Below are 15,148 nucleotides of genomic sequence, written 5' to 3' on the forward strand. Positions count from 1 at the left end.
TTTTACCAGCACTAGCTTTTCCAAATGAGGTAAAGGAAAATAACCCTGGAGTATCTGAAATTGAATGGGAAGAGAATCAGTGCGACTAACAAAATACTAATCAGGTACACATTAAGAGCGGGATCGTTAAAGAAATAGTAGAGGACAAAAGCAGTCACTAAAAAGATTCCCGTGGAGATGCCATAGCTCACATACATCGCTCCATAGAAATTGCCCGGCTCCTTCTCATATTTGAGATTGCAACTTGGACAATTGGCATGCATGGAGGCCATTTTCTTTAAGTTCAGAGAAGAATGAGTGAAAATATCACCCTGCTTGCACCGTGGACACCTAGCCCTTAATACGCTCGTTAAGACTGACATGCTTTTTGATTTTACTGTTTCTATACCAGAAAAAAAAGATAGCGAAAACAACCAGATAAGGAGTGAAAAACAGAAACATGATTCCGTTGTTAAGCCCCTCAGCTACGTTGGTTTCTCCAGCACTTACATTGTTCTTGATTTGCGTCCGGCACATGGCGCACTGTGCCCAGTTTATCAATGGAACAAAGAAAGCTAACGTAAGAATTAATATTTTTTTCATCTACCAGAAGTAATAAGGCTTGATCATAAAGTAAACCACCACACCCGTGATAGAAACATATAACCAAACCGGATAGGTATATTTAACCATCCTCTTATGTCGTTCGATTTGATCTGTAAGCGCATAATAAAATGCAAACAGAACGAATGGGACGACCAATATAGACAGTAAAATATGACTTGCTAGAATAACCAAATAAACGACCCTACTGTTTCCTGCCTGAGCCAATTCTTTTTCATTTAATTCACCATCATAATTCAAATCCCCAAACTTGACAGACTCCACGCTTGAATGATACAGGATATAAGACACCAAAAAGAGTACTCCTAAGAAGAGAGAAGCAAACATAAATGAGCGGTGAATTTTGATGTTGCCATTCTTGATGGCTATCAAAGCAGCAATCAATGTCATTACCGTTAATGAGTTGATTGTAGCATGTAATCCCGGTAGTAACCTCACCCAATCGCCGGCAAATGAAAGCTTAGCAGGAAACAAGATCAAAAATGCGACCACAACAGGTATCAGGATTGAAATCAAATAAATGATCCTTAAATAAACTTTATTATCTGCTTGTGCCTTTGCCATATGATTGCTGAAGTGTTAAAATGTCCAGTTCGGTCAGAAGCTGATCTACCCCTTCCCTGTTCAAATTATATGCGCCCCAGAGTCCTTCCTTATTGATTAAAACCAAATCAGCCTCTGGTTGATTAAGACAATCAAAGTATTCCTGACTGTTGTAAATCAAATTGGCTGAACGCTTGTCTGCGCCATAGATCACCCGATTCATGTAGTTCGTTTCAACAACGCTTAACGAATCATCTTTTGAAGCAATGGTTATCTGCTCATATGCAAGACAGCCTTCAGGAACCGGATTCTGCAACTCCAATGAAAAGTTGTTGCTTCCGAATAATTGAAGGAATAAATACCAGACCACTGGTATCAGGAATACTACGAAGAATGCGAGTCGCTTTAGTCCTTTGCTACGCAATGTTTTAAGTCAGTGCTTCTAAGATCGCTCCACCCTGATAAATCATGATAAAGATGAAGAATACTACGAATAGCATCGGTAACACAATAGACATCTTTAATGACTTCTTCTCATGCCCGAGGTGCATGAACTCTGCCACAATGTAGTAAGCTTTCACAATTGTCAGCGCAATGAAAACGATGATTCGAATCCACTTATGCTCGTGTGGCACAGTGAATGCAATACCGAATTCAACAGCAGTAATTACAGCCAGGTAAATCATTACCTTGATGAAATTCTTAACTTTCGCCTTATTTACCGGCTTTACTTCAACTTGTTGGGTTTGCTGCTCCATTTATATTGACAATTATGCTATTATACTAAGTAAAAGAATGTGAAAACAAAGACCCATACCAGATCCACAAAGTGCCAGTAGAGACCGACCTTTTCTACCATTTCGTAGTGTCCTCGTTTCTCGAAAATACCTACTGTAGCCTGATAGAATATGATGAAGTTGATAAGAACCCCACTGAATACGTGAAAGCCGTGAAAGCCTGTAATGAAAAAGAAGAGTGCGGCAAAGTTGGGAGGTCCGTACGGGTTGGAGGTTAATCCCGCTCCCCATAAGAATTTAGTCCCATCCTCTGCTGTCATTTCAACACCATGAATAAAATGACTCCATTCCCATGCCTGACATCCTAAGAATACCAAGCCTCCAAGAATTGTCCAAAGCATCCATTTCTCTACTCCTTTTCTGTCCATTCGCTCGCCGGCTTCCACAGCCAATACCATGGTCACACTACTCACGATGAGGATGAATGTCATAATACCAACGAAAACAAGTGGAAGCTCAACACCATGTAAAAATGGAACAGCCTCAAAAACCTTTTCAGGAATTGGCCACCATTCTTGTGAGAATGTAAAGTTCTCAACTGTTCCTTCATACGCCTGGTGGCTGAAACGGATCAAACCGTAGGTGATCAATAAAGCAGAGAATGTGAAGGCATCTGACAATAGGAAAAACCACATCATCAGCTTGCCGTAGCTTGCTTTCATAGGTGATACACCGCCACCCCAGATATTCTTCTTTTCTTCTACTATTACAGCCGATTCAGCCATTCGTTTAGGTATTTAGGTTTAATTATTGAAAATCAAAAATAAGTATAAATACAACCAAAGTCCACCAAGAAAATGCCAGAAAGTGGTACACATTTCCATACGAACCATACTTTTGGAATGAACCTTATACTTAAATGCTTTTACAAGGACAATAAAAAGGAAAATGATCGCTCCTGCAAGGTGAACAACATGTAATCCTGTGAATATATAGACAAATGATCCCGCAGGATTCCCAACAAAATGATGTCCATTTTCCACGAGTTGACCCCAGGCATTAAATTGACCAACAATGAAGGCGATTGCCAGCATAGCTGTGATCCCAAGTCCTATCCTAATGTTTTTGATGTTGTTTCTTTTCGCAGAAATATACGCAAAGTGCATACTTATACTACTCAACACGATCACAACCGTTGTATACTGAAACAGCGAGGGGAAATCGATATACACCCAATTTCCAACTGACTTCTTCACAATATATGCGCTGGATAGCGAGATGAATATCATCACTACCGATACCAGAAACAACCACATCGCAAATTTCTGCGGATGCATCGACCTTACCTGATTATTCTTCACTTCCATCTCTCCTGTCATAGCTTATCTAATAAAAATGTTATCTGTACGATCGGCAAGTAAATGAAGGACCCGAACATGATCCTTCGTGCTTTCTGATTCGATGTATCTTTCATCAGGCTAAATGTGGTGGCGAGAAATAACACCCCACAAATAGTCGCAACCACTCCACTGGTCAATCCTGTAAGTCCAAACATGGTGGGTAGTAAGCCCAATGGTAATAAAAACAACGTATAGACCATGATGTTTATCGCCGTATTCAAATCTTTTGATCCCCCTCCCGGAAGTAACTTAAAGCCTGCCTTTTTATAGTCTTCGTCCGATACCCAGGCAATCGCCCAAAAGTGGGGAAACTGCCAGATGAATTGAATGCCAAAGATGATCATCGCCTCATATGAAAGCACACCACTTGCAGCAGCCCACCCAATCATTGGTGGCAGTGCTCCAGGGATGGCACCAACAAATACGGCTATTGATCCCACTCGCTTAAGCGGTGTGTACACAAATGCATATAGAAGCAGTGAAAGCAATGATAATGCTGTAGCCAATATGTTTGTGGCAATGAGCATCATTCCCAATCCGGCGACACCTGTGATGATGCTAAACCAAACTGCTTCTGTATCAGTGATTCGATTGGAAGGTATTGGTCTATTCCGGGTACGATTCATGATCGCATCGTACTTTTGCTCTATTACCTGATTGATGGTGACCGACGATCCTGAAACAAGGAATCCTGCTAATAAAAAGAGTACAAAACTTCCCCAGTTTATTGATGACTGACTTGCTAAAGCGTATCCAAACCCGGATGAAAAAACGACCAAAAATGAAAGTCTTGGCTTGAGCAATTCATAGAAGGCTTTCAGTCTGGTAGCCGTTGTAAGATCGATATGTGAAACAGTTGAATTCACTTCTGAAACTTGAGTCGCAAAGTTAAGTAAAACAGGTAGCTAAATATGCCCACAGCTAAAATTAAATGCAGAGGTTGCAGCCAAAAGGGAAAAGAAAATTTAACCATTCCGATTCCGGCAATCATCGCTAAAAAAACAAGGAATACGTTACCCAGTGTGGCATTTACCAACCAAACCTCCTTGGTTTTACGAGCGTAATAAAAGGAGATAACTGCACCAATCATAATCAACCAGGAATAAGATCTGTGAATCTGAAAGTTGGTTGAAAGTTGATTGACCCAACCCTCTCTTCCAATCGTTGAAACAAGCATTTCATCAATGACTCCACGAACTTCGGTCCCAAGGATCAACTGCGGAATAAACAGCACCAATGTAACTGTGCTGATTAGTTTAAGTGGCTTGTGCGTGTAATGAGGTAATTCCCTAACTCTAACATTCATCCATATTAGCAAGGCCACAATCAACAAGGCCAGTAGCATGTGAAACGTGATGAATCCGTGTAGAAGGTTGGTAGACACCACAAGTGATCCAACCCAACCCTGGAAACCCGTTAGTACAAATATCAATACTCCCATCAATGGAATGAAGAATGACTTCTTTCTAAAAGCAAAGGAAAATATCATATTCAGGAAAACCAGGAAACCAATTAATACGCCCACCAATCGGTTTATGTATTCGATCCAGGCTTTGGTCACATCAAACTCCTGCTCAACCAAAACATCAGGATCTTTAGTTATTTGGTCGCTTAGCTTTTCATATCCGAACCGATCAAACATGTTAGCCAATCGCTCATTTTTAGCAATTCGCTGTTCTCGAAAGATATCTTGATAGTTTTCAGGTAATCCCTCCGCAGTAGTAGGCGGAATATACGAGCCAAAGCATTTGGGCCAGTCAGGGCAACCCATTCCGGCTCCCATCACTCTCACAATGCTTCCCACCAGGATCAGTACGAGTACTGATCCTAGCGTGATTGCATTGATTCTTAGAAAATTCCTTTGATTAATTAACTTTTTCAACTCCTGTCAAATCTTCTTCCTTCGTTAGCTCTTCTTCGTGCTCAAGGTTAGATTCCGGAGTGTGTGAGTAAGGTACGGTCTGAGGGATGAAATCATCCTTCGCGCCCGGCTTACTGTAGTCATATGGCCATCTGAATATTTTCGGAATTGCTCCTACCCAGTTCCCGTGACCAGGGAATCTTGGAGTTGTCCATTCCATCGTATTTGATTTCCATGGGTTTGCAGGTGCAAGCTTCCCTCTAAAAATCGAGTAGAAGAAATTGAAGAGGAAGATAAATTGCGCCGCAAAAGTCAAAATAGCTGCAATACTTACCAGCGCATTCAAGTCACCGTAAATACTGAATGTTTCGAATGATGTAAACGAGTAATATCTTCTTGGAAATCCTGCGATACCGATGTAGTGTAGCGGGAAGAATACCAGGTAGATACCTATAAACGATAGCCAGAAGTGAACCTTACCAAGCTTATCATCCATCATTCTTCCGAACATCTTAGGGAACCAGTGATACACACCAGCAAGCATTCCAAAGAATGATGCACTACCCATCACAAGGTGAAAGTGAGCCACTACAAAGTATGTGTCGTGCAAATTGATATCAAGCACGGAGTTTCCAAGGAAAATACCCGTCAAACCACCCGATATAAAGAAGGATACCAAACCAATTGAGAACAACATGGCTGGCGTAAACACAATATTCCCCTTCCAAAGTGTTGTAATATAGTTGAAGGCCTTAATTGCAGATGGAACCGCAATGATCAGGGTCAGAATAGTAAATACCGAGCCTAGGAATGGGTTCATTCCTGTTACGAACATATGGTGTGCCCATACCACGAAAGATAAGAATCCAATACCAAGAATAGATCCAATCATCGCTTTGTATCCGAAAATCGGCTTACGTGCATTAGTTGCAATAATTTCAGATGTAATTCCCAGTGCAGGTAGAATCACAATGTATACCTCAGGGTGTCCAAGGAACCAGAAAAGATGTTGATATAAGATTGGACTACCTCCTACATTCGGTAAGGCTTCACCTGCTATGAATATCTCTGATAGGTAAAAGCTTGTTCCGAAAGATCGATCGAAGATCAGCAACAAAGCTGCTGATAGAAGTACAGGGAACGAAAGCAATCCTAAAATGGCTGTTACAAAGAATGCCCAGATTGTCAATGGCAATCTTGAGAAAGACATACCATGCGTTCGAAGGTTAATGATTGTTGTGATGTAGTTGATACCACCTAGCAATGAAGAGGCGATAAACAACGCCATGGACACCAGCCACATAGTCATACCTGCTGCAGAACCTTTTATGGCCTGCGGTAATGCACTTAATGGCGGATAAACGGTCCAGCCACCTCCTGCAGGTCCCGTTTCTAAAAACAATGAAATGAACATTACTACACTGGAAGCAAAGAAGAACCAGTACGAAAGCATGTTCATAAACCCGGAGGCCATGTCACGTGCTCCAATCTGAAGAGGAATCAAGAAGTTTGAGAATGTACCACTCAATCCGGCTGTCAATACAAAGAATACCATGATGGTACCATGCATCGTCACCAATGCGAGATAAAACTCTGCATCTAGTTTTCCTTCAGGTGTAATCCACTGACCAAGCATAGGTCTCAACCATTCCAGACTCATTTCCGGGAAGCCCAGTTGTAATCTGAAAATGATAGAAAGTCCACCGCCAATAATTGCCCAGAAAATTCCTGTAATAAGGAATTGCTTAGCAATCATTTTATGGTCTGTCGTGAAAATATACTTACTCACAAACCCCTGCTCATGATGCTCATCGTGATGATCGTCGTGAGCTAAATCTTCCTGAAGATGTATATCCGTTACTGACATATCTAATTATTTTGAACTGCTTGCAGCAGATGTAACCTTTTGTTCGTTCTCAATGTTTTCAATTCCTGCAGCAATTTTAGCCGCTTCCTTCAGTTCCTCCGGAACTTCGCTTAGGTAACCAGGATTTTGCTTTAAGAAAGTGTTTTCCTGTGTCTCTTTATACCATGAATCGTATTCATCTTGCTCCAATACTGTGATAAGTCCTTTCATACCGTAATGACTCTTTCCACAGATTTTGTTGCAAACAAGCTCGTAGTTGAATTCAGGGTTGTCTGTGATCTCTCTCATTTCAGCTGTACTTACTGATGGAGTGAACCAAAACTGAGTTGGCATGCCTGGTACCGCGTTCATCTGCATTCTGAAATGCGGATTGTACACACTGTGTATCACATCGCGACCTCTAATTTTTAGCAATACCGGCTTTCCTTTAGGAAGTACCAGCTGAGTAGGCATGAAATCATCATGTCCTCTCTGGTCTTCCAGGTCAATGCCCATTGAGTTAACTGCATCAATTTTTCTGAAGTCCGAGCTACCTAGCTCACCATCCTTACCAGGATATCTGAATGCCCATGCATACTGATATCCCATCACCTCAATCACTTCTGCATTATCAGGAGCTGGACCAGTAATAACTGACCATTGCTTCAATCCTGAGATAATCAACCATGCTAAAACGATAGCAGGTATGATCGTCCAGATCATCTCCAATTTGTTATTGTGAGGGTAATAATGTGCCTGATAATTCTCCTTATGTCTGTACTTGTAGCTAAAGCCAAATAAGAAAATCTGTGTCACGATAAACACAAACACAGTAATCGCCATAGTGATCCAGAAAAGGTTCTCAGTGATCACAGCATGTTCTGAAGCTATTGGAAGATTGTATGTATCATACTCCTTCATTGAGAAGTAGAAAAACGCAGCGATACCTCCAACAAGGAACAATATCATTAGTACACCCTGAAAGTTATTTCCAGGAGGAACGTGACTATCACTCTTCTTTTTCTTTACAACATCAACTAACGTGGTAACACGGTAGGCTGTGAAAATCACAGCTATAATTAAAACGACCGCTATTACAATAATTAAATTAAGCATAACCTATCCCTCACTTATTAAATATGATGATGCAAACTTTCTTTCAACATTGGGTGATTCTTCGCAAACAAAGGAGCTTTCGACAGTGCATTGAATGTCACATAAAGGAAAGCACTTACGTAAACCAGAATCAACCCTATTTCAAGGAATCCAAATCCCCCATTGTCTCCTACTGTTCCCGGAGAAATCATCAGGTAGAAATCTAACCAGTGTCCAAAGACAACAGCTGGACAAACAACTTTCAATATTCTTGTGTGTCTCTTAGCATCCCTTGTCATTAAAACCAGGAATGGAAAGAAGAAGTTTATAATTAAATTCAAATAGAAAACCGGAGCATAATGATCATCTTTCCATCTATCCAGGAAGTATACAGTCTCTTCCGGAATGTGCGCGTAGTAGATCAATAAAAACTGGGAAAACCATATGTATGTCCAGAAAATGGTAAAGGCAAATACAAACTTTCCTAAGTCATGAATGTGGTTTTCATTCACTACTGAAAGTAACCCTTTGTCCTTCAACATAACCACTATAAACAATGACAATGCCAGGCCTGCTACCCACCAACTGGCAAATGCATACCATCCAAACATGGTGCTAAACCAGTGTACATCGATAGACATGATCCAGTCCCATGCTGCCATCGAAGATGAAACAGCAAAGAACACAAGAAAAATGGCAGAAGTAGATCTCAGTTTATACCATTTAGTCGTACCTCCTTCTATATCTTCAGAGAAAGCAAGACTTCTAAGTTTTCTGAATAGTAAATACCAAACAGCGAAAAAGATCACTAATCGGCCTACCCAGAACAATGGAAATGCTCCTCCTTCAAGTGGCCAGAAGAAATAGGGGGCCTTCCCCTTTACAATATCATCACCGCCCTCTGCCGCATAAAGATCTGCATGTATCCAGTGAAAAAGGTCATGTCCACCAACCATAAATACAACGAGCATCAAAACAAATGCAATAGGAAGCCAGCTTCCAAAAGCAAATGGAATCCGCTTCAAGCCGGCTGACCAGCCTGCCTGTGATGCATACTGGATCGCAAAGAAGAATACTCCGATAATTGCCAATCCGGCAAAGAATACGTTATTAATCCATAGGTTGGATAAAAGTCTTTTTACAGAAGGGCTGCTTCCATGATGGGCTTCCTCTTCCCCATGCTCATCTGACTCTCCATGCTCTTCAGCACTGTAAGGCTCTTCGCCATGGCCATTTTCTACTACTTCAGCGTGATCGTCACCTCCATGGCCAGATCCATGATCGCCAGATCCAAGTGTAAAATACCCTAGCACAGATAGCACTACCCCTACCAGCAACGTGATGATCAGGCGCTTCTTCGCGGTAGCCGTAAATTCATATCTTTCTTCTGATATCATGGTCTACTTAATTCTTCTTTTGCAATTCTTTAACATAACGAGCAATTCTCCATCGGTCATCAGGACTAACCTGTGAACCGTGTGCTCCCATCAAACCTTTTCCAAAAGTGATAACATGGAAAATATGACCTTCAGTGATTTCAAGGTAAGCTGCACCATTCAAGTTAGCAACTCCTGCATAAGCCTCAGCCACGAGTCCATCTCCTGCTCCTTTTTCACCGTGACAATGCTTACAGTAGCTATCATACAGAGCTTTACCCTCCTTTACTACACTTTCATCATCAGCTGCAAATGGACTCTCCAAAGTGGTTGCAGCCGTTTCCAGATCATCAATGGTCATGCGTACAGGTAGAGGCTGACCTCTTCTAACCGTATTGGCTACAGGTTCACGCATGTTCATTTTAAATTCATTGTATGGGTTGCTGTTGTAAAACTCCCCATGACCATCTTCGTCATTTGAATCTAACCAGGAACCTGCGTCCTCATTTTGAATCTGCGTTAAAGGCTCATACGGTGTAGAATGATACATCTGAGGTGCATATTCCAATCCAGTGTCATCCACACCGGCAGCACATGAAGCTACGAGTGCTCCTACTGTGATAATCCCTAAATATCTAAGTGTCTTTAGCTTCATTATCAATCAAACTTTTTGTTGTTAACCTCTGATGCTCCACTACTCTGCAATACTTTCTTAATGTCTGCTTCAGATTTATCATTTCGATCCAAATCGATGGCCATTACATGCTTATCATCGGTAATTCGGATATCGTATATTCTTGGCTTGCCCCATGGCTTCAAATTTGAAATCACGAAGAATGTACCAACCATGCCGAAAGAGGCAAGCAATACAGTCATTTCAAATGTTACTGGAATAAAAGATGGGATCGGAATGTAATCTTTACCTCCAATGATCATTGGCCAGTCGATTCCCATCATACCAATCATCATGGTCAAAGCCAGGCATGTACCTGTAATCCCAAACAAGAATGCGGCAATTGATAACCAGCTTCTTTTATAGCCTAGCACGTCATCGATTCCATGAACAGGAAATGGAGAATAAACCTCTTCGATTTTTACACCGGATTCCCGAACTGCTGTGATGGCATCCATCAAAACATCCTCATCCTCATAGACGCCCAGTACGTAATTCGTTCCTTGAGACATAATCTAATCTTTAATTACCCGACTTAGTCGGCTTTTGTCCAGTTGCTTTAATAATACTCTTTACTTCAGCCATGTTAATTACAGGGAAGAACTTCGCAAATAGGAAGAAAGCTGTAAAGAACAAACCGAAAGTGAACACATACACTCCCACATCATACCATGTTGGGTAGAACATCGCCCAACTTGATGGAAGGTAGTCTCTGTGCAATGAAGTCACGATAATTACAAATCGCTCGAACCACATTCCAATGTTTACAATGATTGAAATGACGAAAGTCGCTGCGATGTTTGTTCTGATTTTCTTGAACCAGAACAGCTGTGGTGAAATTACATTACACGTCATCATTGACCAGTATGCCCACCAATAAGGACCTGTAGCCCTGTTGATAAATGCATATTGCTCCGCTTCAACTCCTGAATACCAGGCGATGAAGAACTCAGTGATGTATGCAATACCTACAATCGATCCTGTCACAATGATGATGATGTTCATCAATTCGATGTGCTGAATCGTGATATAATCTTCGAGCTTGTATGCTTTTCTTGTTACCAAAAGAAGCGTTAGTACCATTGCAAACCCTGAGAAAATCGCTCCTGCCACAAAGTAAGGAGGGAAAATGGTCGTGTGCCATCCCGGGATCACTGAGGTTGCAAAGTCAAACGATACAATGGTGTGTACAGAAAGTACAAGTGGTGTAGCTAACCCTGCCAACACAAGAGAAACGGTCTCGTAATGTGACCATGTTTTCGCTCCACCTGTCCATCCGAAGCTAAGTGCTCCGTAAATGGCTTTTGAAATTTTGTTTGTAGCTCTGTCACGAATAGTGGCAAAATCAGGAATCAGACCGATGTACCAGAACACCAATGAAACAGAGAAGTAAGTTGAGATTGCGAATACATCCCAAAGTAGCGGTGAGTTAAAGTTTACCCACAAAGAACCAAATGTATTCGGAAGCGGCAATGCCCAGTAAAACCCTAACCACGGTCGACCCATGTGAAGAACCGGGAACATAGCAGCACAGATTACAGCAAAAATCGTCATCGCTTCAGATGCCCGGTTAATGGACATTCTCCATCGCTGACGGAATAGTAAGAGTACTGCAGAAATCAATGTACCTGCGTGACCGATACCTACCCACCATACGAAGTTGGTGATATCCCAGGCCCATCCTACTGTTTTGTTAAGACCCCACATTCCGATTCCATCCCAAAGAGTAATTGCTACTGCATACCCTCCGGCAAGGAGAAGTGCCAAAGAGACGGCCATAGCCAGCATCCACGTTACCGTAGGTTTCTGCTCTACTCTTCCAGCAATATCCTCAGAAACATCGTGGAGTGTCTTTCCACCCGTTACTAAGGGTATCCGTACTTCTGATTCTGCGTGCATTATGCTTCTATTTTATCGTTTTTGTCTTTATTTCTTACTTTGGTCATGTACCACACATTCGGCATCACTCTCAACTCCTCCAATACGTGGTATGCTCTATCCTCAGTCGCCTCTACGCTCTTCTCGCTGTACTTCAATTTCAATGTTTTCGAAATTCTGCTTTCCGGATCTTTCATATCGCCGAATACCAAAGCATCCGTAGGACATGATTTCGCGCAAGCCGTTTGAATCTCTCCATCTTGTGGTCTTCTGCCCTCTTTCTTGGCATCAAGTTTACCAGACTGAATTCGTTGCACGCAGAACGTACATTTCTCCATCACCCCTCTAGCTCGTACCGTCACATCCGGATTCAATACCATCTTACCCAGATCGTTGTTCATTGGAGTATTCATGTCAAACTTCGCATTGTCATGATACTTGAACCAGTTGAATCTTCTTACTTTATATGGACAGTTGTTCGCACAATACCTTGTACCGATACATCTGTTGTAAGTCATTTGGTTAAGACCTTCGCTTGAGTGTGTAGTCGCAGCAACCGGGCAAACCGTCTCACATGGAGCATTGTTACACTGCTGACACATCATAGGCTGGAATGTTACTTCCGGATTCTCAACCGCTGCAAGTTCCTTCTGCTTCACCTCCATGAGGTTCTTATCATCAGAAGTCAGCTCATTTTCAGGTCTTTCGCTATAGTATCTGTCGATTCGAATCCAGTGCATCTCTCTTCTGTTCAGCACTTCTTCCTTACCAACAACAGGGATGTTATTCTCTGTCTGACAGGCCACTGTACATGTTCCGCAACCTGTACATGAGTTCAGGTCTACGATCATTCCCCAGTGGTGATTCGGATACTCATGTCCTTTCCAAAGTGAAACAGCATGAGGACGTACCTTGCTACCATCTGCCTTAGAAATCATCGGGAAGTTTCTTCCTGCCTGAGGATCTTTTTGGTACTCACCAAGAGTAGTCTCCTGAATGACCGTCTCACGGCCCGCATACGTCTGGCTCGTTTGTGTTTGAGCAACTTTCTTAACCTCACCGGTCAGGTCTAGCGTGGCATTTTTAGCTGAATAGCTCAACCCATTGTCAGAGCTTCCTACCAAAGTGTATGCATTTACTCCAACACCATTTCCTACTTTACCTGCTTTTGTTCTACCGTATCCTACAGCTAAACCAACAGTGCCATACGCCTGTCCTGGCTGAGGGATTACGGGAGCAGTAACTGACTTTCCGTTTACGGTAAGAGTAGCAACCTTGTAATCCATGTCGCCACCTTTCACGGCCCAATCGTTTTCACTTGCCTGCCTTAGGTTAACTGTGAAGTAGTTATCCCAGCAAGCTTTCGTAATTGGATCCGGCATCTCCTGAAGCCACGGGTTGTTGGCTTGCGTGCCGTCTCCTACTGAGTAGTTGGTGTAAATAGCTAGCTCAAGTCCACTTGGCTTAGCTGAATATCCTTTTAGATTACCTGCCACTACAACAGCATCAACCGAAACAGTCTTATCTGCTGCTGGTGCATCTACATTATAAAACCCATCATGCAGACACTTATCGAAGAAGCTGGTCACATCTCCATCAGCAAATGGCTGCCATCCTTCTTTTATGAACTCATAATAAGAAGCGTCATTATCCGCCCATCGTAAGAAAGACTCCTGTGCCTGACGTGTATTAAAAATGTTTTTAATTGTAGGCTGTGAAAGGGTGATGTGACCGGTCACAGGCTCAAAATCATTCCAAGATTCAAGGTAATGGTGATCCGGAGTGATGTACTTAACCGAGCTGTTGGTTTCATCCATTCTATCCGATGTAGAAATGGTTGTTTTCACCTTTCCAAGTGAGCTTACCAATTGAGCACCCATTGGGTGGTCATAAGCCGGATTACAGTTGTAGAATATAACAGAACCAACAGCCCCTCCTTTAACATCACTTACCAACTGAGCAAATGAGTTATCATTCCCTTGTCTTGTATTAATGCTCTTGGACAAATCAATAGTTGATCCGTAGCTCTGAAGCAAATCATTGATTGCGATTACAAGTAGTTGAACGTTCTTATCATTAGAACCACTTACTACCAATGCTTTGCCTCTTGACTTCCAAAGATCGTTTGCTGCTTTTTCAAGCATCACTGTATCTTCTAATCTGGAAGCTCCGATTGTAGCAGCTCCAGCTTTTTGTGCTACCAAATTGTAAAGATTGGCAACAACCAGTCCTTCTTGTGAAGGAGCAATTGGGGATCTGTAATCAGCATTTGACCCTGTCAAAGATAGGTTTGACTCAAATGCATAAAGTCTGGACATCTCTTTCTTGTCCGGACCTAATTTTCTTGTGGAAGCAAATTGCTTGTTGTTCAATGCCTGATTTGGCCATGCGCCTAGGAAATCAGCAGAAATTGAAACGATAGTGCTTGCCTTTGAGAAATCGTGCATTGGGAAGCTTCTAGCTCCGGTTGCATCTCCATAAGCATCTAATAATCCACTTACAGAAACTGGGTCATATTGAATATGCTCAACATCACCATACTTATCTCTTAGTGCTTGAATAGCACGTGCTGTGCTAGGGCTACAGTTGGAATAAGAAACAATAGAAACTTTACCAGCGTTAGCAGCTAGCTCAGTTTTGATTCGACCATCAATTGTTTCCCAATCTGTATCTTCTCCGGCAATTTTAGGGTTTTGAAGTCGCTCACCATCATAAAGAGAAAGCACTGAAGACTCAACCTGAGTGGTTGTTCCACCTTCACTGATCATTGAAAGGTCATTGCCTTCAATCTTGATTGGTCGACCTTCTCGTGTTTTTACAACAACGGAAGCAACGTCGTTACCCATTGCATAGGTGGATGCATAATAGTTTGCAACACCTGGATCAACATCCACAGGCTTATTTACATAAGGAATAGCCTTACGAATAGGTGCCTCACATGCAGCTAAAGAAACTGCTGCTACACCAAAGCCCATCATTTTAAGGAAATCTCTTCGCGACGGATCGCCGTTTTCTCCACCATTGATAGGTAAATATTCCGGGAATTCTTTTGAAGCTCTATCTTGGAAATCCGCAGTGTTTTCCAGTTGCTCCACCCCTTTCCAGTATTTCTTGGTTTCTTTCATTATTAGATCAG

Annotated in this window: 16 protein-coding genes; all 16 read right to left on the reverse strand. The window is 42.0% G+C overall.

Annotated features, from left to right (window positions below):
* Positions 1 to 11 precede the first annotated feature (11 nt).
* The 16 genes from CHB71_RS05940 to CHB71_RS06015 are packed head-to-tail and all read right to left on the reverse strand — an operon-like array spanning position 12 to position 15,137.
* Positions 12 to 362, reverse strand: coding sequence for a DUF983 domain-containing protein (locus CHB71_RS05940; protein WP_089355979.1), 351 nt, complete (start codon positions 360 to 362; stop codon positions 12 to 14).
* A complete protein-coding gene (locus CHB71_RS05945; protein WP_089355980.1) occupies positions 331 to 582 on the reverse strand; it encodes a hypothetical protein in 252 nt (83 codons plus the stop codon). The genes CHB71_RS05940 and CHB71_RS05945 overlap by 32 nt, the downstream gene beginning before the upstream one ends.
* Positions 583 to 1,167 carry a DUF420 domain-containing protein gene (locus CHB71_RS05950; RefSeq protein WP_089355981.1) on the reverse strand — a complete coding sequence of 195 codons (585 nt, stop codon included), beginning with the start codon at positions 1,165 to 1,167 and terminating at the stop codon, positions 583 to 585.
* Complete coding sequence (locus tag CHB71_RS05955; protein ID WP_144017341.1) at positions 1,145 to 1,570, reverse strand: hypothetical protein; 426 nt, start codon at positions 1,568 to 1,570, stop codon at positions 1,145 to 1,147. Before CHB71_RS05955 ends, CHB71_RS05950 begins: the two co-directional genes overlap by 23 nt.
* A 4-nt stretch (positions 1,571 to 1,574) precedes the next feature.
* The gene (locus CHB71_RS05960; protein ID WP_089355983.1) at positions 1,575 to 1,904 is read right to left on the reverse strand and encodes a cytochrome C oxidase subunit IV family protein; all 330 of its coding nucleotides are present in this window, start codon (positions 1,902 to 1,904) and stop codon (positions 1,575 to 1,577) included.
* A gap of 20 nt (positions 1,905 to 1,924) precedes the next feature.
* Entirely contained in the window at positions 1,925 to 2,668 is a 744-nt protein-coding gene (locus tag CHB71_RS05965) for a cytochrome c oxidase subunit 3 (protein ID WP_089355984.1), read from the reverse strand.
* An 18-nt stretch (positions 2,669 to 2,686) separates the two neighbouring features.
* On the reverse strand, positions 2,687 to 3,262 hold the full coding sequence (locus CHB71_RS05970; protein ID WP_089355985.1) for a cytochrome c oxidase subunit 3: 576 nt from the start codon (positions 3,260 to 3,262) through the stop codon (positions 2,687 to 2,689).
* Positions 3,259 to 4,149, reverse strand: coding sequence for a heme o synthase (gene cyoE / locus CHB71_RS05975; RefSeq protein ID WP_089355986.1), 891 nt, complete (start codon positions 4,147 to 4,149; stop codon positions 3,259 to 3,261). Before cyoE ends, CHB71_RS05970 begins: the two co-directional genes overlap by 4 nt.
* On the reverse strand, positions 4,146 to 5,165 hold the full coding sequence (locus CHB71_RS05980) for a COX15/CtaA family protein (protein ID WP_089355987.1): 1,020 nt from the start codon (positions 5,163 to 5,165) through the stop codon (positions 4,146 to 4,148). The genes cyoE and CHB71_RS05980 overlap by 4 nt, the downstream gene beginning before the upstream one ends.
* Positions 5,149 to 7,011, reverse strand: coding sequence for a cytochrome c oxidase subunit I (locus tag CHB71_RS05985; protein WP_089355988.1), 1,863 nt, complete (start codon positions 7,009 to 7,011; stop codon positions 5,149 to 5,151). Before CHB71_RS05985 ends, CHB71_RS05980 begins: the two co-directional genes overlap by 17 nt.
* Positions 7,012 to 7,017: 6 nt before the next feature.
* Positions 7,018 to 8,106, reverse strand: a complete 1,089-nt coding sequence (locus CHB71_RS05990) for a cytochrome c oxidase subunit II (protein ID WP_089355989.1) — start codon at positions 8,104 to 8,106, stop codon at positions 7,018 to 7,020.
* Between the two features lie 17 nt (positions 8,107 to 8,123).
* Positions 8,124 to 9,482 carry a quinol:cytochrome C oxidoreductase gene (locus CHB71_RS05995; RefSeq protein WP_089355990.1) on the reverse strand — a complete coding sequence of 453 codons (1,359 nt, stop codon included), beginning with the start codon at positions 9,480 to 9,482 and terminating at the stop codon, positions 8,124 to 8,126.
* Between the two features lie 7 nt (positions 9,483 to 9,489).
* Complete coding sequence (locus tag CHB71_RS06000) at positions 9,490 to 10,116, reverse strand: c-type cytochrome (RefSeq protein ID WP_089355991.1); 627 nt, start codon at positions 10,114 to 10,116, stop codon at positions 9,490 to 9,492.
* Positions 10,117 to 10,118: 2 nt separating this feature from the next.
* On the reverse strand, positions 10,119 to 10,646 hold the full coding sequence (locus CHB71_RS06005; protein ID WP_089355992.1) for a DUF3341 domain-containing protein: 528 nt from the start codon (positions 10,644 to 10,646) through the stop codon (positions 10,119 to 10,121).
* Positions 10,647 to 10,656: 10 nt separating this feature from the next.
* A complete protein-coding gene (gene nrfD, locus CHB71_RS06010) occupies positions 10,657 to 12,033 on the reverse strand; it encodes an NrfD/PsrC family molybdoenzyme membrane anchor subunit (protein ID WP_089355993.1) in 1,377 nt (458 codons plus the stop codon).
* Positions 12,033 to 15,137 (reverse strand): TAT-variant-translocated molybdopterin oxidoreductase, encoded by a 3,105-nt coding sequence (locus tag CHB71_RS06015; RefSeq protein ID WP_089355994.1) that lies wholly within the window; start codon positions 15,135 to 15,137, stop codon positions 12,033 to 12,035. The genes nrfD and CHB71_RS06015 overlap by 1 nt, the downstream gene beginning before the upstream one ends.
* Positions 15,138 to 15,148 lie beyond the last annotated feature (11 nt).

Origin of the sequence: Ekhidna lutea (assembly GCF_900188325.1) — a bacterium.
GTDB lineage: Bacteria > Bacteroidota > Bacteroidia > Cytophagales > Cyclobacteriaceae > Ekhidna > Ekhidna lutea.

Coding starts and splice junctions, on each gene's coding strand:
- CHB71_RS05940 (WP_089355979.1), bottom strand. CDS start 362: ATGTCAGTCTTAACGAGCGTATTAAGGGCTAGGTGTCCACGGTGCAAG.
- CHB71_RS05945 (WP_089355980.1), bottom strand. CDS start 582: ATGAAAAAAATATTAATTCTTACGTTAGCTTTCTTTGTTCCATTGATA.
- CHB71_RS05950 (WP_089355981.1), bottom strand. CDS start 1,167: ATGGCAAAGGCACAAGCAGATAATAAAGTTTATTTAAGGATCATTTAT.
- CHB71_RS05960 (WP_089355983.1), bottom strand. CDS start 1,904: ATGGAGCAGCAAACCCAACAAGTTGAAGTAAAGCCGGTAAATAAGGCG.
- CHB71_RS05965 (WP_089355984.1), bottom strand. CDS start 2,668: ATGGCTGAATCGGCTGTAATAGTAGAAGAAAAGAAGAATATCTGGGGT.
- CHB71_RS05970 (WP_089355985.1), bottom strand. CDS start 3,262: ATGACAGGAGAGATGGAAGTGAAGAATAATCAGGTAAGGTCGATGCAT.
- CHB71_RS05985 (WP_089355988.1), bottom strand. CDS start 7,011: ATGTCAGTAACGGATATACATCTTCAGGAAGATTTAGCTCACGACGAT.
- CHB71_RS05990 (WP_089355989.1), bottom strand. CDS start 8,106: ATGCTTAATTTAATTATTGTAATAGCGGTCGTTTTAATTATAGCTGTG.
- CHB71_RS05995 (WP_089355990.1), bottom strand. CDS start 9,482: ATGATATCAGAAGAAAGATATGAATTTACGGCTACCGCGAAGAAGCGC.
- CHB71_RS06000 (WP_089355991.1), bottom strand. CDS start 10,116: ATGAAGCTAAAGACACTTAGATATTTAGGGATTATCACAGTAGGAGCA.
- CHB71_RS06005 (WP_089355992.1), bottom strand. CDS start 10,646: ATGTCTCAAGGAACGAATTACGTACTGGGCGTCTATGAGGATGAGGAT.
- nrfD (WP_089355993.1), bottom strand. CDS start 12,033: ATGCACGCAGAATCAGAAGTACGGATACCCTTAGTAACGGGTGGAAAG.
- CHB71_RS06015 (WP_089355994.1), bottom strand. CDS start 15,137: ATGAAAGAAACCAAGAAATACTGGAAAGGGGTGGAGCAACTGGAAAAC.